This is a genomic window from Pseudomonas libanensis (genome assembly GCF_001439685.1).
GTDB lineage: Bacteria > Pseudomonadota > Gammaproteobacteria > Pseudomonadales > Pseudomonadaceae > Aquipseudomonas > Aquipseudomonas libanensis.
On sequence record NZ_JYLH01000004.1, the window covers coordinates 35,892 to 60,363 of the forward strand.

Sequence of the window (24,472 nt, forward strand, 5' to 3'; positions counted from 1 at the left end):
TAGGGCTCCTTTTAAGTGTGATTGTACAGACCAGCAAATGTTTCAGCGGAAAGTGCCGGGCGCCTTGAATAACAGTGGCTGCGGTCGCGCAGGTCGACACTGCAAGCTATCAAAGGTAAACAACTGCGGGCGTTCAATCAGGTAGCCCTGAGCGTAATCCACACCGATCTCAAGCAACGCCTGTTCGATCTGGGGTGTTTCAACAAACTCGGCAATCGTGCGCTTACCCATGACGTGGCCGATGTGGTTGATCACTTCGACCATGGCGCGGTTAATCGGGTCGTCCAGCATATCCTTTACGAAACTTCCATCGATCTTCAGGAAGTCTACAGGTAAATGTTTCAAATATGCGAATGAGGACATTCCGGCGCAAAAGTCGTCGAGGGAAAAATAGCAGCCTAAGGCTTTGAGTTCATTAATAAAGCGAATCGCACTACCCAAATTGGCTATAGCACTGGTTTCAGTTATTTCAAAACAAATCATTTCTGGCGGTATGTTGTAAGTGCCGAATTTCTCACGCAAAAAACCGAGAAAATCATCATCGCCAATAGTTATGCCTGACAGATTTATCGCACACATCGCCATGGGCCGGCCCGGACGTTCATTCATGCAACGGGCGATAATCTTGAATACGTTCTCCACCACCCAGCGATCCAGGGAAGTCATCAAGCCGTAGCGTTCGGCCGCGGGGATGAAACTGTCAGGCAGGATGATTCGCCCCGCCTCATCATGCAGGCGCAGGAGAATTTCGATGTGCCCATGGCCGGCTTCGGTCTGGCCCAAAGGCGCAATTTCCTGGGCGTAGAGACAAAAGCGATCGTCTTCAAGGGCCATGTGCAGCCGCTGCACCCAGGCCATCTCCCCAAAGCGCAGGGACAGCTCGGAATCGTCGGCGTGGTAGACCTGCACGCGGTTGCGGCCCTTTTCCTTGGCCATGTAGCAGGCCATGTCCGCAGCGCGCAGCGAGGTTTCCAGGGTGGTCGGGGTTTGCGAGATATGCACCAGGCCGATACTGACGGTGGTCATGAACGGCCGGCCCTTCCACACAAAGTGCAGGTTTTGCACGGTATGACGCAAGCTCTCGGCGATCTTTTCCGCCACCGCCGGCGGGCAGTTCTCCAGCAGGATGCCGAACTCATCGCCGCCCAGGCGCGCCAACGTATCACCCTCACGCAGGTCTGATTGCAACAACGCACAGATGTGGCGGAGTAACTCGTCGCCTGCGGCATGGCCGCAGGTGTCATTGACCAGCTTGAACTGGTCGAGGTCGAGGAACATCAGCGCATGCCGCCCAGTTTGCTGGCGTGCGACGTGTTGCAGCACCTGTTCAAGGCGGAACTCGAATTCGCGACGGTTGGCCAGGCCGGTCAAGGCGTCGTGGGTCGCCTGCCAGGAAAGGTTGGCGATGTACTGGCGCTCCTGGGTCATATCGTGCAGCACCAGCACCGCACCACTGATCTTGCCGGCGCTGCGGATCGGCGCGCCGACCAGAGTGACCGAGACGGTGCTGCCGTCCAGGCGCTGGATCAGCTTGGAATGCTCGCTGCCGCCACTGAGCTGGCCCTTGATGATGTGTTCGATCAGGGTGAAGCCATCGGGCTCGGCGTTTTCATCCAGCAACTTGAACAATGCCGCCAGCGGCAAGCCCTGGGCTTGTCCCGACTTCCAGTGAGTCAACACTTCGGCCGCCGGGTTCATATAGGCAATGGCACCGTCGACGTCAGTGGTAATCACTCCATCGCCAATCGACTCCAAGGTGATCTGCGCGCGCTCCTTCTCCGCTTGCAGGGCATCGGCGAATGCATGGCGCTGGGCCAGCAACTTGTGGGTGCGCAGCAGCGCCAGGATGATCAAGCCAAGGGCGGTGGCCAGGTTGGTGATCAACAACAGCCGCAGGATCATCCGCGAACCTTCGCCCAGGGCATCGCTGAACGCCTTGGCGGCCGGTGTCACCCCCTCGTTGATGGCGATGATGCGCGTCTTCCAGCTATGCACATCATTATCCGTGACCTGATCAGTGCCGATAGCGCGGTGCATCTCCCGGGCCAGTTCATCCAGTTGTTCCAGATAACCATCGCCGACTGTCCACAGTTCAATGGCTTTTTCCAGATAACTGAAATGGCGGAAATTGAGGTACAGCCAGATCAGGCTGGGGACATCATCCGGGTGGTTGCCGCCCTTGAGGATGCCCAGGCGTGCGGCAGCCAGGTCAGGCGTGGCACTGTCCAGGGCGACACGCAACTCATGCCCGCCCTGGGGCACGGCAATGGCCTGTTGGTATTTGAGGTAAGTGGCGTTGTCGCGCCTATCGGCATACAGCGTCAGGTAGTAGATCGCGTCTTTCTGGCCCTTGGACCACAAGCTTTCGCCAGCCACATAGCCACGCACCGCAGAAAGCACGTAGAGACTGCCGCAGCCTAACAATGCCTGGAACAAGACAACGGCGATAAAGGGCCAGACAATACCCAACAACCGTGGCGTTCCGAGAGTCCGCTTTTGCTTCATGAAGTCCCTTGCACATGCACAGCTCAATACGCACGCGAAAATCCGCTTCCGATAGCACAGCCTAAGCTAAATCAACGCACTTGTTGCAAATGTCCGTACAATTTTGCATACAATCCGCCATCGGCGATCAGTTGCTGATGATCGCCGTCCTCGGCGATATGCCCGCCATCGAATACCAGCACTCGGTCAGCCTGCTTCACTGCAGACAGCCGGTGGGCGATGATCAGTGTAGTACGCCCACTGAGAAACCGCGCCAGTGCCTGGTGCAGGTTATATTCGGTGGCCGCATCCAGCGCCGAAGTGGCTTCATCCAGAATCACCACCTTAGGCTCGGCAAGCACCATGCGGGCGATGGCCAGGCGTTGCCTTTGCCCACCAGAAAAGCGCACGCCAGAGCGCCCTACCACGCTGTCCAGGCCCAGGGGCAGTGCCTTGACAGTAGCCTCCAACTGGGCGATTTCCAGTGCCTGCCAGCAGGCTTGGTCGGAACGCGTGCGGCCCATGGTCAGGTTGGCGCGTACGGTGTCATTGAACAACGCCGGGTGTTGCAGCACCACCGCGACGTTCTCGCGAATGGTTTCCAGGCCGATCTCCTGCTGGGTCGCACCGCCAAAACGAATACTGCCCGCCTGCGGCGTGTACAGCCCCAGCAACAGTTGCACCAGGGTACTTTTACCGCCGCCGCTGGCGCCGACAATCGCAACCTTCTCACCCGGTGCGATGTCCAGGTTCAATTGGTCAAGCACCAGGTCTTCGCCGTAGCCGAAGTCGAGGCCACGCACCTCGATGCCAACGGTTTGGCGCCCACTGAACGGATCTGCGCCGCCTGCATATTGCGGTTCATCGGCACGCGCCAACAGCTCGTTGATCCGCGTCAGCGCGCCACCGGCCGCATAGTAGGCGTATTGCAGGTTCAGCAGTTGTTCCACCGGGCCGATCATGAACCACAGGTAGCTGAACACGGCGAGCATCTGACCGATGGACAGGTCGGAAAACAGCACGGTCAGCATGGCCGCCGCACGAAAGATGTCGATACCGAACTGGAACAGCAAACCACTGGCACGACTGGACGCGTCGGTTTTCCATTGGGAATGGATGGCGTAGTCGCGCACTTCCTGGGCACGCTGGCCAAGGCGCCCAAGGAAAAAGCCCTGGCGATTGCCGGCGCGCACTTCCTGGATGGCATCCAGGGTTTCAGTCAGCGCCTGGGTAAAACGCGAAGTACTGTCGTTCTCGAGCTTCTTGAGGTGCTTGACGCGTTTGCCCAACTGCACCGTGGCGTAGATCACCAGCGGGTTGAACAACAGGATCAGCAGCGCCAGTTGCCAATGCATCCACACCAGGATCGCCGACGTGCCGACCAGTGTCAGCATCGCTACCAGAAAACGGCTGAGGGTTTCACCGACGAACTTGTCCAGGGTGTCCAGGTCGGTCACCAGGTGCGTGGTGACCGTTCCGCTGCCCAGGCTTTCGTACTCGCCCAGGGAGATGCGCTTGAGGCGCTCGATCAGGCGCACGCGGATGCGATAGACGATGTCCTTGGCCAAGCGCGCAAACAGGCGCGCCTGCACCACGTTGAACACCAGCGCGCCACAACGCAGGGCCAGGGTCACCAAGAGCATCAGGCCGATATAGCCGGCGGCTTTCTGCCAACCCAGGGGCAATGCGTGGTTCATCACCTTGAGCGCAGCGTCGCCATGGCCAAGCAGCACTTCGTCCACCAGCAACGGCAACAGCAGCGGGATGGGCACGCTGCACAGGGTCGCCAGTACAGCGACGCCGTTGGCGACCCACAGGGATTTCTTGTGACGCAGGGCCAGGCGGCGAATTTCGGCCCAGGTCAGGCGGTCGGCGCGTTGGGGTTGTTCATACACAGGCGGCTCGCTCCAACCAGCGGGCGAGCAATGGCGACAGTTCGGACAGCGGTTGGTAGCCGTTGGTCAGCAAGGCCAGCTGCCCATCGCGCTCGGCCAGCAAGGTAGGGAAGCCAGCGATGCCCAAATCCTGCACCCAGGTAAAATCGGCCGCCGTCGCCGCATGCTGCTCGGCGCGGTCGAAAGCGCCGGCAAACTCGATGCGTGGTATGCCCGCCTGCTCCGCCAGTTCCACCAGCACACTGGCAAGGGTCACGTCGCGGCCCTCGACATAAAATGCACGCTGGATCAGGCCCAGCAACGTCCATGCGCAATCCGGCGCCAGGCTGCGCGCCGTGACGATGGCGCGGCAGGCCGGCTCGGTGTCGTAGACAAAACCGTCGGGCAGCGCACCCTCGCGCTTGAACGGCTGGCCGGTGGCCTCGGTGACGGCCTGCCAGTGCTCCAGGATATAGCGCCGGGTAGTCGGCTCCAGCGCCGCGCCGCTGCCGGTGCGCAAGCCGCCCACCACCAGGTGCACGTCCACGCCGGCCGCCTGGGCCTGCTCAACCAGCGCCTGCGCTACCGGAGCAAAGCCCCAGCACCAGGAACACATCGGGTCCATTACATAGAGCAGGCGCGCAGACATGGCTCAGGCCTCGGAAGGGGTTTGCTTGTAGTTGTAACCAATCGGGTGCGGCATGTTGCGGGCCTTGGCCAGTTCGATCTGTTTCTGGCGGTCGATCGCGCTGCGACGGGTCTTCTCCGGCAGCTTATCCCAGCAATGGGGGCAACTGATGCCGGCCACATAATGTTCGGATGCGCGGTCTTCGATGCTCACCGGCGTGCGACAGGCATGACATTGATCGTAGTCGCCTTCGCTCAAGTCGTGGCGCACGGTCACTCGATTATCGAACACAAAGCAGTCGCCCTGCCATTTGGTTTCTTCCTGGGGCACCTCTTCGAGGTACTTGAGGATACCGCCCTTGAGGTGGTAGACCTCATCGAAGCCTTCGCTGAGCATGTAGCTCGACGCCTTCTCACAGCGGATACCGCCGGTGCAGAACATGGCGACCTTCTTGTGCTTGGCCGGGTCGAAGTTGGCTTTGATGTAGTCGGGAAATTCGCGAAAGCTGGTGGTTTTCGGATCGATTGCGCCTTCAAAGGTGCCGATTGACACTTCATAGTCGTTGCGGGTATCGATCAGCAGCACTTCGGGGTCGCTGATCAGCGCGTTCCAGTCTTTGGGGTCAACATAGGTGCCGACCTTTTTGTTCGGATCGACGCCTTCGACGCCCAGGGTCACGATCTCTTTCTTGAGCTTGACCTTGGTGCGATAGAACGGCTGGTCGTCGCAGTAGGACTCTTTGTGGTCGATGTCGAGCATGCGGGGGTCATTCTTGAGCCAGGCCATCAGGCCATCGATGCCTTCGCGGCTGCCGGAAACGGTGCCGTTGATGCCTTCTTCGGCAATCAGCAAGGTGCCCTTTATGCCGTTGTCGACCATCGCCTGCAGCAGTGGCTCGCGCAGGGCGACGTAATCTTCAAGGGTGACGAACTTGTACAGTGCCGCCACGACGATAGGTTGAGTCATGGGTAATCTCTCCAGGTGGCTACCCTCGTAAGGGGTGAACCGGATGCAAAAAGACGCCGACCAGGCGACGCGGCGCGCATTCTAGCAAAACCATGGCGCCACCGCATCGACACTCAGCCACTGATAGGTTTTCAGCGGTGTGGTTGGCGCACCCCCTCCACTCGGTACCGCTGGCCACCCTGATGGCTGAGCATCAAACGATACGCGCCGCGTCCACGAGCAGCGGCGTAGCCGTGCAAGTCAGCGGACCACAGTTGGTCTATGTGAAGATGCCAATGAACCGCGCCGAAACGCCCTTCGCGCAAGTGGCTGAGAGTAAGGGTAATACTGCGGCGCTCGCGGTCCGATAGTTGGATATCTGCAAGCCTGGCGGTATCGATCACCATCGGCGGGGCGGCGGCTCTCGCTGCCGCCGGCGCCACCAACGGCACCTGCGCCGGAGCTTGCCGAGCGCCGCGTGCGCGACGTGAACCAACCACCTGTGTGGCCCCCCCAACCTCGAACGCACTTGACCCTGCCTGCTGACCACTCGCACCAGCGGATTTAAGCCCAGGCCTTCGCAGCACGATCTCGTTATAGCCCATGCGTCTCAACTCAGGCATCGGGTTACCGCTCCCCTCCAATACGCTTTCGACCGCTCGCTGTTGGTCCATAGGTCCCACGTAGCCAAAGAGGGTCCCCTGGCTTTCATGGAGCCTAAGGAAAATGCCTCCTTCAGCAGGGCGACGCGCATAGGCGAAATTCACCAGCCGCTCTGTTTCTTCGTCACTCAACGACCTCTGCTGCGCCAAATCGATCGCCATCTCCGAAGTATCCCTGGCGAATTGCTCCTCCACTTGTTCCGCTGCACTGGCCACAGCCTCCGGCTGCATTTGCCGATAGGCACTAAGGCGGCTGGCGCCAAAGAGTACGCCTCCCACTAGAGCGCCCACTGAAGCCCCCAAACTCGCATTACCCAACAGCGCTCCCACCCCCATGCCAACCAAAACCAGAAGCAAGATAATTAAAATGCCGCCCTTTATTTGGGTATTTTCCACAGCGGCCGGCTGCAGTCCCATTGAATCAACAAACGTAATCGGGTTGTTAAACGCCATCAGATAAAGATTGAGCTGAGCACCGTCCCCTGCGGGGTCGGGGCTTATCCAGCGCTGTAACCACGGGGCGTAATAGCGAAATCCGTAGTAATACAAACCGCTGCCGTCACGCTCCTTGCCTGAATACCGGCGGGTCTTGTAGCTGCCCTCCACCGCGTTGCGCGACGCCCACCACGCCGTGCCTCCATACGGAAAATAACTCTCCTGGCTCAGTAACTCGGCCTGTTCGCCCAGTTCCAGTCCATGACTCGATTGCTGATCCTTCAGGCAAAAACGCAGGGTTTCATCAGCAGCCCCCTCATCGAGGCCCAGCTCCCATTGCAAGACCTCCACCGTGCAACACGCCACTTCAACGCGCACTACATTCAGCCGGCGCAACGGCCGATGACGCAGTTCCAGGCCTGGCAGGTAATACACACGCGCCGTTTGCCGGCTGCCGGCCACCTGCTGATGAGTGAGCTTGAGCGCACGCTGACCGTCGCCTGCATACACATAAGCCTCCTCATCCGAGGCTCCGCCCTCACGCACAATTGACGTGACCCGGGCCAACTGATTACGCACATTCCACGCCATTGGCACGCCGCGCCCCAGCTGTTGCTGATTGCCGTTGGCATCAAAGCCCTGGGCCAACTCGGTTACCGGATGCTCGTTCGACAATGCCCGATTACTGCCCGTCGCCACCTGCATGTCGCGCGTGTAGCCGACCCCACTGGACGGCACGTGGCGCAGCCGAGTCAGGTTGCCCCCTTCGTCATAGGCATAGTGCTGGGTGTAGTTGCGCCATAAACCGGTATCGGTCGAACCGAACGAAATACGCGCGGGCAGCGCCGGGCCAATAGCGGCGGCGGCACTTTCCCGGCCTGTTGCCTGGGTCAGTTGGTACAGCGAGTCGTACTCATAGCGAGATGAAGCCTGCACTTGCGTGTTGTGGTTCCATTGCGTCGGTTGCGCCTGATCCCGCAGGGCTGAAATATTTCCCACCGGGTCATAGTCGTAATTCAAATCCTGCAGCGGCGCCGCCCGCTCATTTTTGCGGTACGCCATCAGCCGGTGCATACGGCCATCCTCGGCCCGATAGTCAGCCCGGCTGCTCACACCATTGCCCAACAGGGCCGCTTGCACCTGACCGGCGGCATTGTAGTCGTAGCGTTCTATGACGGTCTTGCGCTCACCACTTTTCAAGGTGAGGTGAATGTGTTTCACCTGTCCGCCCAGCCCATAGGCAAAGTGTTGGCCGTTACCCTTGGCGTCGACCTGTTTCAAGGTGCCGCCAAGGGCATCGAACGTCCAGCGTGTGGTGTAACGCGCGCTCTCCAGCTGCTGGTTCTGATCGGCCGGGGCAGGTAACCAGTCAACCTCGCCGGGGGCCTCGCGAAACGCCCGCGTTTGCTGCAGCACCTGGCCGCTGATCCCGTACTTGTCAAACACCTGTGTGCCCGCCGGGTCGGCATGGCGTACCAGACGGCCGCTACGGTTAAGTGCGCGGTCCTCGGGGGTTGACGGCGCATACTCCAGGCGTTCGACACAGCGGGGGTGTGCCTGGTCGGCAGCTTGTTCGAACACCGCCACCGGGCGCTGCATAGCATCGTAGTCGTGGCGCTGATAAGCACCACGCCCGTCCCAGGCATGCACCAGTTGCCCGGAGGGTGCCGACAGCATCAGCCGCATGCCGGCGTCCACATCGTTACGGCGGATCAGCGTACCGGACAGGCTGTACACCGACACCTGGTTCGCCTCGGTTGAGGGTTCGCGCAATTTAAGCGCATGCAGGCGCGGGTCCCACTGCTGCTCCAGCAGGCCGCTGGCCCCATAGACCTGGCGTCTGACACGGGCCGTTGGCGCAACCTTGGGGGTGGCGCGCAGGTAAGCGACGCTGCGTACGGTCAACCCACGGGGGTCGAATGCCGCCAGCGAAGGCGTGTTTCGATGAAGTGAAGCAGACATGCTCAGATGACCTGTATTGCACAATGGTCATCACAGCCTAGGGTCCATGTCCTGGAGGAAGGTGGTATCGGCGTATGGGCGCCGCCAGTGCCTGTAAATACCTATACCTGGCCCCGTGAACCTGCGTGATAGCGTTTTTCATTGCCTGCCGGACCCATCGGCGGGCGTGAAGGAACGTATGAATATGCAAGCCGACAGCAGCTCCTTGCTCGCTCAACTGATTGATCACACAGACCCTCCCGCCCCAGGCCGGGACGATTTCAAAACCGCGCTGCAGCGCCTCAACATTCATTCGGTATTCGACATTGTGCGACTCAGCGAAAAGGCATTCGCAGAGCAACTGGCCACCTGCAACGATGACGATGCCCACGCCGTGTACCTCAAGGCCCAGAGCGCTGCTGCGCAACTGGAAAGACTGTTTCGCGAGCAGCAAGTCTCGTCGAACCACCCTTCCCCGCGCGGCAAGCGCGATGTCGTTGCCGATACCGGCGTCACCTACCAGGCTCTATTCAAGGAAAACTGGGAACAGTTCTGCGCCGGCTCGTCCATTGCGGCGGTCGATTCGCCGGTGGCCTACTTGCGCGCGCTTTATCTGTTCGCCCTGCAACTGGAACAGAATGCCAAGGGGGCAGACGCCGTCAAGCTGTCGGAGCGGCGCGCGGACCTGAAGGCGCTCATGATCGACCAACACAGCGTTGCGGGCCAGGTGCCCATGCTGTCGATCATCAATCAGACCTTGCTGCGCAATATCGCGGGCGACAACAAGAACGAGAACGACACCTACACCCTTCTGAGCAAAACCTGGTACCCATTTTCGCTGCCATATCATGTTCACCACCAGCAGTGCCGGCTGGGCTTGTCGGGCGACAAACCGATGCTGGGCGAGTTGAACTATCGCATCAGTCGCCAGTTGCCCCTGACGGGAGGGACCAACACGTATGGGCAAGTCATAACCCAGAATAATGAGGTTCAATGCCTGTTATCAGGGTTGAGCCCTGAACAACAGACAATGCTCAAAAGTGACTGGGTGACGCAGGATGCTCAAAAGTTTTACCTCAAGTACTTCAACTGGACGGATGCTAAGGAGACGCCGGAAAACATCACTGACTTTCTGCACCATACACAACTGGATGCCGACCAACTTCAAGCGCTGCTGGCACAACAGACACAAGCACCGCGCAAATCGCCTAATTGCACGCAGGACACCAACCTCACTTACGGTGCCTGTTACATCAACGGCATAACTGCTCCCACAGTCGCGATCGAACTGAAAAAAGACGTCCCCGCCAAACTGGCCAACGTGAGCCCCGAACGCTTCGACAGGCTGCAACGGATGATTCGCCTGCAGCGCTGGCTCGGCCTGCCTTTCGCACAATTGGACACGTTGCTGGTCAGCGCCATGCGCTGCGAAGGCGCCAGCAACCCCACGCTGCACATCACCCATAACACCCTTCGGGCGCTGGGGGTCTTTTGCTATCTGAACAAGCGCTACAGCGTGCAAGCCGAAGAGTTTGCCGCCTGGCTCCACCAAATGCCCGTTCATGCCTCGGGCGTGCGCGTGTCATTGTTCGATCAGGTGTTCAACCGCGCAGGTTCCGCTTTGCCGCCCCTGTATCTGGACGGCAAGGCGTTCGACGCAACCACTGCGCAACAACTCTGCGCCGGGCTGGGCCTGCAAGACACCCAGGACTCGCTGCAACTGCTGATCACCGAAAAGCCTGGAACGCGTACGATCGAGACCATCAGCGCACTCTATCGGCAAGCGCGAATTGCCCGTCTGTTCGGCTTGTCGGTCATGGAATGCCAGCAGCTGGCGCAGTTGCTCGGCAAAGCAAACGTGCTCACGCAACTGCGCAACCCAACGCTGCGTCGCAAGCCCAAAGGCGCGACTGACTTTCTCGATGTGCTCATGCATCTGGAATGGGCCAGCCGCTGGCTCAAGGAAAACGGCAACAACCTGGCACTGTTAAGGCATCAGCTATTGCTCGACCAGCAGGTCCAGGACCCAGCCATCGACCTGCTATTGAAAGAGTTCGCGGCCTATGAGCAGGCTTCTAACTCCACAAAGTTGAACCTGCTGACACTGCCTCAACAATCCACTGATGAAGAAAAGCGCTTGCCCGCCATTGACTGGGACGCTCAGGTCCATCAAGTGCTGCAACGTGCGCGCTCAACCACCAGTATTGAAACAGCGCTCGATGAAGTGTTGGCTACCATCGAAATCAGCACAGACTTAAAGCGCAAAGCCGACTTCATCAAACAAACGAGACCAAGGCTGCTGGAGTTTGTGACCACATTGCGTGACGAGCTCTGGCCGCTGTATCTGCGGCTCAAGAAAATCATCCACGCCGTCCCCCATCCGCCAGGCAATGCCAACGGGCAGCCAAAATATGACCATTACAGCAATTTCTTGCGCTTGTACGCGCCTGCGGCCCCACCCCTGCAAACTCTCAGCTATTTGATACTGCTGCTTCCTCACGCCGTCGATGTTCTGCAATTGCCCCTCAGCCGGCATGCGCTTAATCAGTTTTTGATAAACCCGCACTGGCTGGACAGTGCCTATCAAGCGTCTTCGTTACTTGAACTGACCCCACACACCCTCTACCTCATGCAGCAGTTCAAACATTGCATTGACCGCCTGGGCATGACGGAAGGGCAAATTCTCGACTACTTCAAACAAGCCAACACCCCGCCCAGTGGCACGGCACAAAACACCAGTGACGAAACGAACAAGCATCTCGCTCGACTGTGTGGCTGGAGTGCCAACGAAATAGACGTCTTCAGCAGCCAACTGAAACCTCCACGCATTACCTCCATGGATCGCCTGGACTGGCTGCTGCGCTGCCGCCAGGCCAGCACCGCAACCGGCCTGTCGGGCACGCTGCTGATTGCAGCCAGCCAACTTAAAACCGACTCGACGTTCGCTCAATGGAAGGCCGTCGGTGAAGCGCTCACCAGTGCCCATGCATCCCCCATTAACACACTGTCCTCTCCCGGCCTGCTCAAGGACTGATCATGTCTCATTCGATTGAACAACAGCTTAATGAAAACCTGCGCGACGCCATGCTCGCGTACTACCTCACCCATAAAGCGCCTGACGCCCTCAAGAAAAAAATCGTCAATACCGATGACCTTTACGCGTATTGGTTACTCGACGTGCAAGTCAGCCAGGCGGTGCCCACCAGCCCGGTCGCCTGTGCCGTTTCCAGCCTGCAGCAATACATCACCCGTATTCAATTGGGCCTGGAGCCGGGCTATGGAAATCAGGGCATGACCGCGCAACAGAGCACGTATTGGCGCGAACAGTTGCACACCTACCCGCTCTGGAATGCCAGTCAGCAATTGCGCTACCACCCGGCCAACTACCTGGACCCTACGCTACGGCGTGACAAGACCGACAGTTTTCAACAGTTGGAAAACGACCTCAGCCAATACCGAATTCAAGCGGACACCGTCGTCACGGCGGTTCAGAGTTACCTGGCCAGGTTCGAGGAAGCCGCCAACATACGCACGATCAACGGCTATATCGACGCAGACTTGGGCAACCTGTATAGCGGCACCTATTACTTCATCGGTAAATCCAGCTCCGAGAACACCTATTATTGGCGCTCTCTGGACCTGTCCAAGCGCTCCGGCGCGGTGCTTTTTCAGGGCGCCTGGTCAGACTGGAAAAAAATCAACCTGTCGGTTTCCGACGCCACCGCCGAGCGAAGTATCCGACCGGTATATTTCAATAGCCGGCTATTTCTCATTTGGGCCGAGTGCATCAAACCCACCCCGAGCAGTGCGTTTAAACCGGCGCGACGGGATTCGCAGGACAAGGAACAGCAGGCCGATTGGATCAACACCCATTACGTCAAATTCCGGCTCAATTTCTCGTATAAAAAACATGACGGCAGCTGGAGCGCGCCCCAGGCGTGCATTGAGCAATATTGTGCGACCGAAGACGTCAACGCATCGACCTCCGAGCTTCTTAAAAGCATTACGCAAACGGTGGCAATCGTCGATGCCAACAGCACGCCTGTGTTGTTTTTAAGTGTGCTCGCCACCAGCCGCCAAGACCCTAAACAGCAGGATAATTTCATCGGCAAATTTTTCCAGGCCGTGCATATCGACCAGTCGTTCAATATTACTACTGTCGCCGATGGCGGTAGCCCCGAGCGCTACAGTGTGCTGCCCGGTTCAGACGTGGATGAAGAAATAAACCGGCTTCTGGAACCCTTCGATCCGTCCCAGAAGAAGAAAGTGCAGGCCGTACTAAAGGGCGAGACGCAAAGTGCCAACGGGTATTACAGCGAATTGCTGCCTGACAGCGCCCGGCAATTTCTCACGCTCTTCGCTCACAAAAATCAGGAAAACTTGCAGTTCAAAATAGCGCCCACGTCCGAGTACATTTTCACCATAACATCGCAAAAAAACTTCGCAGACAAGGCTCATTGGAACCTTGACAGCCAACAAACAAAAATAAAAAACACCGACGATACTCAGGTTTCTTTTGATTCAAATACCCATGAACTCGTGTTCTCTTCTAGCCTCAGCGGCCGTTTCCAGCACCCGTACACCGTTAAATTAACTAAAGAGGATATAACTATCACGCTGATCACCGATGATGCGCTGGATGACCCGACAAAGACCGATCTTACACTGAGCAAGGGTTCTTCAATTACCGGCGCCTCGGCAGACCTTAAAAGTGGCTTTTACGCACTCTATTTTAGAAATTCGACCACGCATGCGGAGTTTCCCAACGCTGTACATAGTGTTAACAAGTCACTCTTCCCCCATAAGCCAGCCTCAAAAAATCCAAACAAACTCTTGCTTGACGGTAACGTCATCGATAAAAACGCCTTCGTCAGTTTATACACGAGCAAACATTTCGATTTCACCCTTACCCGTTATGGCGTTTTTTCCATGCCAGACAGCAACATACAAGCGCTACATAAACAAAATATTTCGCAGATCAGAATTGCAACAGTGGCCACGCCCCATTTACGCGCTTTTAAACACGTCATCATGAGTGAAAACTTCAAAGAATACCCACTTACCGACACCGTCGATGCCAACTCTCATCGCATCATCAACTTTCAGGACATCGCTCACGAGAGCCTCACCGGATCCAGCCCCGAATTACCTACCGGGCATCAGGTCACGGCGCGCATTCCGGTGACACAGGAGCAACTAAAGTCCGGCATCACCCTGACACATGGGGTGGTGACCCTTGAGCCTGACGAAGACGGCACGAAAATTCTGGGCTATGCATTGAACACTGCAACGGTGGAACTGAAAGCAACTGCTTCTGACTCCACGAACACCCAGCCACTGCCGCCGATGATTAAGCAGCAACTGGCGCCGACAATCAAAAGACTCGAATCGGACAAAATCGGCACCGCCGAATTCATTGACTTTTCCAACAGCTTGGCAACCCTGCCTGCCGGCATGTCCGCCACCCTGCGCATGAATACCTGCTTTGCCGCAAAGCTGGTGCAGGCAGCCAATGTCAGCCTTGAACATCTGTTCTCGTTAACGCCAGAAACATGGGAAGAACCTTCACTCACGTCCGGCGGTGAACCAGAAAAAATTGACTTCAAGGGTGCCAACGGCAAGTACTTCTGGGAGCTGTTCCTGTACGTGCCCTGGCTGATAGCCCATCGCCTGAATCAGGAGCAACAGTATGTCGAAGCGCAAACCTGGCTCAGTTATCTCTTCAACCCGGGACGAGCAGCCGATACCTCCAGCAACCGGCCTGCCTTCTGGGGGTTGGGCGAACTTGTCCGCGAAGGACGGCTGCCCGGTTACACCAGCCACGATCCCCACGAACTGGCGATAAGCACACCCGTGCATTTTCGCAAGGCGATCTACCTGTTTTATCTGGACATCCTGCTCAATCGCGGCGATGCGGACTATCGCCAGCTCACCCCGGACAGCCTGACCCAGGCCAAACTCTGGTACACCCGCGCCCAACACTTGCTTGGCCCACGCCCCAGCGTCATCACCACTGAACCGTGGGCGCAAATCACCCTTGCCAAGTTGGCAACGGACCGCTCTCAAGCCCTGGCAAAACTTGAGCAAACCAACTCGGCAATCGACATCAACCTGCCGGTCAAAGACGATGCACTGGCTTGGCTCACGGACACCGATAATCTGCGCCTGCCTTTCAACGCCGAGCTGGTGGCACGCTGGGACAAGCTCGAAAGCCGTCTGCATAATCTGCGGCACAATCTCGACATCACCGGTAAACCTTTGCGCCTGCCGCTCTACGCAGCCCCGCTGTCGCCTCTCAAACTGTTGGCCGGCCAAGGCAACGGGGCTTTCGGCGCAAGCGGCGCAGCGCCGTTCATCGACGCGCAGGTTGGCCATTATCGCTTCCAGGTCATGTTGGGCCACGCGCTCACAGCCACCGAAGCGGTGATTCAATTCGGCAATACCGTGCTGAGCCTGATTGAACGCAAGGAACAGGCGGAATATCTGGAGTTACAGCAACAACAAGCGTGGGACCTGGCCAATATCGTCGTGACCCAGCAAACCCAGGCGTTGGAGATCGACGGGAAGAACCGCCAGGCACTCGACGCAAGCCGACGCATGATCGAGTCGCGTATGCACTACTACGCACATCTGCTCAGCGAAGGCATCAGCCCCGGCGAATCCCACGCCGGCTTGCTCTACCTGATCAGTGCCGGGTTCGACACCGCCGCTTCCGCCGCCGCCGTAGGGGCAGGCCTCGCGATGGTGGCTCCGAATATCTTCGGTACCAGTGTCGGCGGCTCGCGCTGGGAAGGGCCTTTCTATGCCGCCCAAGCCTTGGCCCAAGGCGTTGCTACGGCGCTGCGTGGCGACGCCGCAGACCTGGATCGTTCCGAGCAATTCAACCGCCGGGCGCAGGAGTGGGCCCATGCCCACGATCAGGCCCGACTCGAACTGGCCCAGGTCGATGCCCAATTACAAGCCTATGCCGAGCAGGAGAAAGCCACGCGCCTGCAATTACGACTGGCCGAAACCTCCCTGGCCCAGGCCTGGTCGAACTATCAATTGCTGGCCAAGCGTTTTTCCAAGGCACAGCTGTATGACTGGCTCAATGCGCAGTTGAGCAAATTCTACTACCAGGTCTATGACCTCAGCCTCTCCCTCTGCCGCAGCGCCCAGGCGTGCTGGCAGTACGAGGTAGCAGACTATGAACGCACGTTTATCCAGCCTGGCGCCTGGAACAACAACTACCGTGGCTACCTGGCGGGTGAAGCCCTGAAGCTGTCGCTGTTGAACATGAATACGGCTTATTTGAACCAGAACGTGCGGGATCTGGAGATCGTCAAAACCATTTCCCTGCGCCACCGCCTCAACGAGTGCGAAATCTCCTCCCCCTCGACCGACACCTCCCAGACGACGCCTTCGGGTACTGAAGACAAGTGGACCCCTCATAAAAAACAGCTGGTCGACAAAGGCACGCTGTGCTTCAAATTGCCCGAAGCCCTGTTTGAAGAGGACTACCCCCGGCACCTCCTGCGACGGATCAAAGGCATCAGCGTATCGTTGCCTGCGACGCTGGGCCCCTATGAAGACATCAAGGCGATACTGACCCAGACCCGCAACGAAATCGTATTGCCCACAGGCGAGCGGCGCATGGATATGCGTGCCCATCAGCAAATCGCACTGTCCACCGGGCTGGACGACAACGGCCTGTTCACCCTCACGTTCGACAGCAACGAGCGTTACTTGCCGTTCGAATACACCGGGGCCATCTCCGACTGGACCCTGGAATTTCCCAACCCAGACCGCCAAAAAGACGTCCTGGAATCCATCAACGATATTGTCATTCACCTGCGCTACACCGCCAGGCCAGCCGCCGCCAGTGGGGGTCAGGCATGAGCGACGACACTCACAACCTGCAGATCAATGCCCCGGCCCTGCCCAAAGGCGGTGCGGCCATCCAGGGCACCGGCAAGGGCTGGGGCGATATCGGCTCCAGTGGTACGGCAAGCTTTGAGATTCCCTTGCCGATTTCTCCCGCGCGCGGCTACGCGCCGGCCCTGTCGCTGACCTACCAAAGCGGCGCCGGTAACGGCCCCTTCGGCCTGGGCTGGGGAGTACACCTGGGCGCCGTCAGCCGACGTACCTCCCATGGCGTGCCGGAGTACACGGCCCACGATGTGCTGGTGGGCCCCGATGCGCAAATCTGGCTACCGGAACGCGACGCCGAGGGGGCGCTCATCAGCCGCCGCCTCTCCTCATTCAATGATGTGCCACTGCCCGGCGCGTATACGGTTACCCGCCACTTCCCCAGGGTCGAGGGCCGCTTCGACCGTATCGAACACTGGCAATCGGCAACCGACACGGCCGGTTTCTGGTTAATACAAAGTGCCGATGGCAGTCAGCACTTTTACGGAAAAACCCCGCTGGCCCGGATTGCCGATCCGGACCACACGCACCATGTGGCGCAGTGGTTGTTGCAGGAAAGCCTGAACGCCCATGGCGAGCACATTTATTATCACTACACCAAAGAAACCGATAACACACGTTACCCCAGGGACTGCCGCGCCCGGCATTACCTGGAAAGTGTCTGCTACGGCAACTTCACGGCCAGGGAGCAGGAGCAGCTTTACCTCTGGCAGACCGAGGATAAACCTGACGTAGGTTGGCACTTTCAATTGCTCTTCGATTACGGCGAGCGCGACCTTGAACTGGATAAGCGACCGACGTTTCAGAACATCCGGAAATGGCCGACACGGCCCGACCCCTTCTCGGATTTCGCCTTCGGCTTCGAGCTACGTACCCTGCGCCGTTGCAGCCAGATCCTGATGTTTCACCACTTCCCCAACGAAGCGCAAATGGGCGCCGACCCGGTGCTGGTCAAACGCCTGCTGCTGGAATACCGTAAATCCAGCCACGTCAGCCTGTTGAGCGCGATCCATGAGCAGGCCTTCGACAACGCGGGCAACAGCGTGAGCCGGCCGCCGCTGGAGTGCGTTTATCAATCGAGCCAGCTCAAGGTCGACCCGAGCCGCTACCAGGCATTCAGTGCATTGCCCAGGCTGCATGACGGCGCTCGTTATCAACTGGTGGACCTGTATGGCGAAGGCCTGCCCGGTGTGTTGTATCGCGCCGACAAAAGTTGGTATTACCGTGAACCGCTGAGGCCGCCACACCCGCAAACCAGCGACGCGGTGAGCTACGGCGCGGCCGTGGAATTGACGCGGGTGCCGGTGGCCGACAGCAACCGGCCCATCCACCAGGCGCTGGCCGATGTGGATGGCGACGGGCGTTTGGACTGGCTGGTGGCCAGGCCCGGAATGAACGGTTTTTTCAGCCTGGACGAACAGCGCAACTGGTCAGCCTATACGCCTTTCGATGCATTTCCGTCGGAGTTCTTCCACCCCCAGGGCATGCTCGCTGACTTGATGGGGGCAGGCCGTCATGACTTTGCCATGATCGGCCCGCGCAGCGTGCGTCTGTATGAAAATCGCCGGGCATTCGGCTTCGCCCCCCCCACCGAGGTGCCGCACACGCCCGACGATGGCTTGCCGATCATTTCCGCCTCGCTCAACGAACTGGTGGCGTTCAGCGATGTACTCGCCACGGGCCAACAGCATCTGGTGCGTATCCGGCATAACGAAGTGAAATGTTGGCCGAATCTGGGTCGAGGCCGTTTTGGCAAGGGGTTTGTATTGGCCACATTGCCGTTGCGTTATCAAACGTTCAACGCGGCGCATGTGTTGCTTGTCGACCTCAATGGCGGCGGCGCGGCAGACTTGCTGTACCTGAGCGCCACTCACCTGAATATTTTCCTCAATAAAGGCGGCAACGGTTTCGAACCACAGGCGATCAAAGTCCCGTGGCCAAAGGGCGTGCAGTATGACGACAGCTGCCAGGTGAGCGTCATCGATGTGCTCGGCCTGGGCTGTCCGAGCCTGATCCTGAGCGCTGCCCACCAGACGCCCATCCACTGGCGCTACGACTTTTTCAGCCAGAAGCCCTGGCTGCTCACGCGCACCTTCAACAACATGGGCGCCCAGGCATTGCTCAAATATCGCAGCAGTGCCCAGGAATGGCTGGACGAAAAACGCGAGCTGCATGCCACGGGCCAGCCTGCGATCAGCCGCTTACCCTTCGCGCTGCTGCTGGTCAGCGAACAGATCCAGCGGGACGAAATTACCCATAACCAATTGACCCAGCGCGTGAGCTATCGCCAGGCCTATTACGACCGCGTGGACCGCGAGTTCCGTGGCTTCGGGCTGTTGCTGCAAACCGACACCGAAAGCCACAAGGACGCCCCTCTCGCACCGGGCTCCAGCGCCCCGGTGCTCAGCAAAACCTGGTTTCATACCGGTCGATTCCTGGACATGCCCACCCTCGGTCACAGCACTCACGACCCCCACGCCAAAGCCCCCGGCCGCACGCTGGTCAGCCGCTACAGGGCGACGGCTCAGGCGCTGCCACTGGATCATCATGACGACTTGATCAGCGAGCCGGCGCCGGCGCTGGCACGCGAAGTGGCCCGGGCACTCAGTGGCATGGTGCTGCGGGTCGAGGTCATGGCGGCTGACCCGGGGCAAGGCGGCGTGCCCTACTCGGTCAAACACCAGCGGTATCTGGTGCGCGAACTGGCGCCGGCCAGTGCCCATACGCCCTACGCCCGCTTGCTGCCATTAGCGCTGGAGTCGATCAGCTATCAATATGAAGGCGTGGCAGACGACCCCGTCTGCCAGCACCAGATCAACCTGCGCTGGGATGCCTATGGTTACCTGGTGCATGGCGTGACCCTGCATTATGCCCGTCGTACCAGCGCCGCCAGCGCGCCGCCCGCCGTGCTGGCGGATGTGCACCAGCAGCGCTGGTGGCGCGATACCCACGACAGCGCACAACAGTTCTTTTACCTGAGCGAAACGCTGGCGCAGCCCATTCACCTGGACGACGCCCAGCCGTGGCGCCTGGCGTTGCCCTACCGCCAACGACACAACGCCCTGGTACTCGGCAAGGCGCCGGTGCCTGGCGGGCTGGACCCTGCGCGTATCGCCTATGAGTTGTGCATCGACACTCGCGACGGACCATTAGCTGCGGGGGCTATGCGCACCCTGAGCGGCTTGTCGGTGCAGCGCTACCGCCAGGCCGGTAGCGTCGGTAAAACCCTGGAGCCCGGCGTCGCCACTGCCCAGGCATTGGTCGACTACCTGGAAACCGCCGAACTGGATGACAAGGCCCTGAGTGTTTACAACGACATACCGGCCATGCCCAACCAACCCACGGTGGACCTGGTGCAAAAGCTCAGCGACAGTGGCTATCACAGCATGGCGATGTTTTTTCTGTTCGATGGCGAGGTGCCGCCCGGGGAAAACCGACTGTGGTCGATTCGCCGCCACTTTCCCCGCTATGGCAAGCCCAGCCAGTTTTATCGGTTGAGGGCGCTGCGGGCCACCGAGGCCCACGGCGAAACGATCCTTCAATATGACAACTACTCGCTGCAAACCCTGCGGGTAAAAACACCCGACGGTTGCTTGACCAAAGCCGAATACGACTATCGACTACTGCTGCCGACAAAAATCGTCGACCCGAACGGCACTGTTCAAGAGGCGCTTTATGACGGCTTTGGGCAGTTGCTCGCCAGCAGTTTTCACGGCCAGGAACAAGGCCTCAGAGTGGGCTTCCCCGACCTGGAAAGCTACCACCCGCGCAAAAATGTAACGCCCGCAATGGCCATCGAAGAGGCGCAAAGCCTGTTGCAAGACATGGCCAGCGCGCACTGCTACACCCCGTTCAGTTGGATGGGCAGCATCGATCCGGCCCTGATCAAGCCCGAGTGGATCACCAAGCGCTATCTGCTGCCCGGCGGGCATATCCGTATGAGCGTGCGAACGCGTCTGAGCAGCGCTCGCCAACCCCTCAGCGCCAGCGAAACACAACTCAAGGCGTTGATCGACACGGCCAGCCGAACGCCGGTACATGGGCTCCTTTTGCAGGCCGACCGCTACCACGGCGATGCCGAGCGACAGGTTCGCATGACCCTGACCTGCTGGGACGGCTTCGGCCGCTCATTGCAGACCAAGCAGAAGACCGAACCCGGCCCGGCCCATGCGGTGGACAACAAGGGCAACCTGCTGGTTGACGAACTGCGGGATGAATCCGGCGCCTTGAAGAAACAGCTGCGCCAAGTGCATGCCGACCCCCGCTGGCGCGTCAGCGAGCGTGTCGAATACAACAACAAGGGCTTGGTCATACGCGTCTATCGCCCTTACTTCGCCAACAGCCACGCCTACGTCAATGATCACTCCATGCGCGAGTTGGGCCACAGCGATCAACAGTTCTACGACCCCCTCGGGCGCCCGACGCGGACACTCACCGCAGGGAGTTTCATGCGGCGTACCACCTATTGGGCCTGGTACACCGTCAATGAGGACGAAAACGACACCTATGAAGAACTGAATTCCCGCCAACCTACTGACTGACGAAGCATGGGCCGCGGCGGCGGCCCATTCATCTTCTCGTCAGCGTCGCGGGGCTGCGCGCCAGCCCGACGCCAAGGTGGTGTACCCGCGCCTGGCAAACGCTACGAAAAAGCCGCGCCATTCGGTCAGTGAAGCAATCACGCCACGGGCCGCCATGACCATCCTGCGAGTGCCCCGACTTTGCGCAGCCTGGGGCAGGCCGGTCAGCGCAACGGCCAATGCCTCGACCCCGGTCGCCGCCCAGTGCGTCCACACCTGATTGAACATTCTGCTCAGCCCGCCGTGCATCAACCCCGCAGGGTCCGGCGTTTGCACGGTCTGCCCATGGGGATCGTTCACGGCCGTCGGGTGGCCGCCACGAATCATCGTGCCCATCGCCGCATCGTAGGCTTCAATTGCGGGTGACACATTGGGTTGCATCAGCGCAGGCACGTCCCCGCCATAAACAGCGTTGGCCACGGTTGCAAGAGCATAGGCCGCCGTCGCTCCGGCGGTGCGCGTGACCCTGCCGCGCAGTGGAGTGCTGCCCCAGGAGACGCCGGTGCCGTGCCCACGCAGGACCTGCTGTGCGAGTTCCCTGGAGAGCGAGCGCACGTGCCCGCCCAACCGCTGAACCGCCACCGGGTCCCAGCTGTGCTCGGCTTGATCACCTATAGAGTCGCCATAAACGGCATACCCCAGACCCGCGACACCTGCAAAGACAGTACCTATATATGGCGCAGATTGCGTCCAGTTACCGGCGATGCCGGTGCTCATATGTGCCGTGGACACTGCATCCAGCGCCGCGACGGTAAGGCGCAGGATCTGGTTGCGCTGCGCCGTCGGCTGGACGGTGCTGAAGACCGCCAGATCCACGCCCGTCGCAATGGCATTGGCGATATAGGTGGATAACCCATCGCGAATCGCGGCCGATGAAGCCGCTTGTATCCTCGCTCGAAAAATGCGTCCCGCATGCGCGAGCCTGCGGCTGATGGAAAGCCTGCGTATTTGTTTGTCGTTGGGCGACTCCAAGGCCGGTGTGCCGGCCAACCCCTGCGCATCGACCCGGGTGACCGGGTTACCGCCAACCATGGCGTACAGATTCAAACCATCGGCATCGCCGCTCGGGTCCGGGCTGACCCAGCGGCATAACCACGGCGCGTAATACCTGAAGCCGTAGTAAGACAGCCCGCTGGCGTCGCGCTCCTTGCCCGAATAACGGATGAACCTGTAACTCGCCTCGCTGGCACTCTTCGCCGCCCACCACGCGGTGCCGCCGTAGGGGTAATAACTTTCCTGGCTGAGCAGTTGCGCCTGCTCGCCCAGTTCCAGGCTGCTGCTGCCCAAGTGGTCCGACAAACCGTAACGGATCTGCACGTCCTGACGCCCTCCCGAAGGGTGGCGATCCCACAGCAGGACGCGCACCGTGGTCGTACCGGCATCGAGGTTGAGTACATTGAGTTGCTCACCCGTTGCGCTGTCATGGCGAATTTCCAGCCCCGGCAAATAGCGCACCTCGGCGGTATGCATCACGCCACGGGCCTGGGAGACCTGGCGTTTGAGAATGCGCTGGCCCGTGGCGTCGTAGGCGTAGCGTTCTTCATCGTCGTTGCCGCCCTCGCGCCGCACCTGGGTGAAGCGCACCAGTTGATTGCGCACATCCCAACCCATCGGGTGGTCGCCTGCCAACGCTTGCAGGTTGCCGTTGCGGTCAAAACCCTGGCCCAACCCCGGTGCGGCCTTGCCATCGGCCTGCGGCAAAAAATGATTGCTGCCTGCGGCCACGCTCATCCGCCGCGTGAAGCCCGTGCCGCTGCTGGGCACATGTTGCAACTCGAGCACATTGCCGGCGGCGTCATAGCTGAACCGCTGGGTGTAGCGACGCCAAACGCTGTCGTCAGTCGAGCCAAACGTCACCCTCGCCGGTAACGCCGGGCCTGCGGTGTTGCCGGCGGTTTCGCGGCCGGTGGCCTTGGTCAGTTGCGATAACGTGTCGTACTCATAGAGGCTGGCCGAACTGATTTGGGTATTGCTGGACCATTGGGTCGGCTGGGCCAGGTCGTCGATCCGCACGACGTTGCCAACGCCGTCATAGTCGTAGCGCAGGTCTTGCAGCGCTGCGCCCGGTTGTGCGGGCAGATGGGCGGTCATTTGCCGCAAGCGCCCATCGAACTCACGGTAGTGCATGGCGCGCACAACGCCGTTGCCGGCGCGTTCGCTGATTATTTGGCCAGCTGCGTTGTAACGGCGCTGGCCCAGCACCTGCGTACGCACGCCGCCCCTGGGCGTTACGAAGATACTCGCCGGTTGGCCGTCAATACCGTAGGTGTAGTCAAAGCGATTGCCCTTGGCGTCTGTGTGATGCAGGCGTTCACCCAGCGCATTGAACCCAATGGTTGTCTGGAACCCGTCGGGCTCCAGGCGCGCCTCGCGTTGGGCATCGGGCTGCGGCCAATCCAACGCGGCACTCGCCTGGCGAAAGCGTCGGGTCTGCTGCGTGACCTCCGCGTGCAGCCCATATACCTCGTGGAACAACGAGCCGCCGCCGTCATCGTGGCGAACCATCCGGCCACAGCGGTTGCGCGCTGCCTCTTCACTCGAAGATGAAGCATAGGCAAGACGCTCGACACACAGCGCTTGCGCGTCATTGGCCGCCTGCTCGAAAACGGCGACCGGGCGCAGATATTGATCGTAGTGATGAGCCTGGTGAGCGCCCCGCCCATCCCATTCCTCCAGTAACTGCCCGGCTTCCCCCATCAGCGTCAGCCGCCAGCCGGCATCCACGCTGTCGGTGCGCAACGCTTGCCCGCCAAGGCTATAAACCGTGCGTTGATTGGGCGCAGTGTCGGGTTGTGAGCGTGACAACTGCAACAAACGTGGGTCCCATTGCTCAGTCATCAAGCCTGTACTGCCAAACACCTGGCGATGAATGCGCACCTGCGCTTGAGCCCCTGCGCTTGAGCGGTGGTAACCGATGTTACGAACAATCAACCCACGCGGGTCGATTGCGGCCAGGGACGGCGTGTTTCGATGGATGGATTCAGACATGACCTCAAGACCTTATTGCTGAATAAG

Annotated in this window: 9 protein-coding genes; 3 read left to right on the forward strand and 6 right to left on the reverse strand. The window is 59.6% G+C overall.

Annotated elements, in window-relative coordinates:
- Positions 1-42 precede the first annotated feature (42 nt).
- The 5 genes from TU73_RS07580 to TU73_RS07600 form a co-directional block, all read right to left on the reverse strand.
- Positions 43-2,505, reverse strand: a complete 2,463-nt coding sequence (locus TU73_RS07580; protein WP_057011684.1) for an EAL domain-containing protein — start codon at positions 2,503-2,505, stop codon at positions 43-45.
- Between the two features lie 71 nt (positions 2,506-2,576).
- The gene (locus TU73_RS07585; protein ID WP_057011685.1) at positions 2,577-4,379 is read right to left on the reverse strand and encodes an ABC transporter ATP-binding protein; all 1,803 of its coding nucleotides are present in this window, start codon (positions 4,377-4,379) and stop codon (positions 2,577-2,579) included.
- On the reverse strand, positions 4,372-5,007 hold the full coding sequence (locus TU73_RS07590) for a DsbA family protein (protein ID WP_057011686.1): 636 nt from the start codon (positions 5,005-5,007) through the stop codon (positions 4,372-4,374). Before TU73_RS07590 ends, TU73_RS07585 begins: the two co-directional genes overlap by 8 nt.
- A 3-nt stretch (positions 5,008-5,010) precedes the next feature.
- Positions 5,011-5,952 (reverse strand): oxygen-dependent tRNA uridine(34) hydroxylase TrhO, encoded by a 942-nt coding sequence (gene trhO, locus TU73_RS07595; protein WP_057011687.1) that lies wholly within the window; start codon positions 5,950-5,952, stop codon positions 5,011-5,013.
- Between the two features lie 131 nt (positions 5,953-6,083).
- Complete coding sequence (locus tag TU73_RS07600; RefSeq protein ID WP_082642559.1) at positions 6,084-8,990, reverse strand: RHS repeat-associated core domain-containing protein; 2,907 nt, start codon at positions 8,988-8,990, stop codon at positions 6,084-6,086.
- A 178-nt stretch (positions 8,991-9,168) separates the two neighbouring features.
- Between TU73_RS07600 and TU73_RS07605 the strand changes: the two genes are divergently transcribed.
- The 3 genes from TU73_RS07605 to TU73_RS07615 are packed head-to-tail and all read left to right on the forward strand — an operon-like array spanning position 9,169 to position 21,418.
- A complete protein-coding gene (locus tag TU73_RS07605) occupies positions 9,169-12,003 on the forward strand; it encodes a Tc toxin subunit A (protein WP_057011689.1) in 2,835 nt (944 codons plus the stop codon).
- Positions 12,004-12,005: 2 nt separating this feature from the next.
- The gene (locus TU73_RS07610) at positions 12,006-16,847 is read left to right on the forward strand and encodes a Tc toxin subunit A-related protein (RefSeq protein ID WP_057011690.1); all 4,842 of its coding nucleotides are present in this window, start codon (positions 12,006-12,008) and stop codon (positions 16,845-16,847) included.
- On the forward strand, positions 16,844-21,418 hold the full coding sequence (locus TU73_RS07615) for a SpvB/TcaC N-terminal domain-containing protein (RefSeq protein WP_057011691.1): 4,575 nt from the start codon (positions 16,844-16,846) through the stop codon (positions 21,416-21,418). The genes TU73_RS07610 and TU73_RS07615 overlap by 4 nt, the downstream gene beginning before the upstream one ends.
- A gap of 39 nt (positions 21,419-21,457) precedes the next feature.
- Here the strand turns inward: TU73_RS07615 and TU73_RS07620 are convergent, their stop codons facing one another.
- Positions 21,458-24,445, reverse strand: coding sequence for an RHS repeat-associated core domain-containing protein (locus TU73_RS07620; protein ID WP_057011692.1), 2,988 nt, complete (start codon positions 24,443-24,445; stop codon positions 21,458-21,460).
- Positions 24,446-24,472 lie beyond the last annotated feature (27 nt).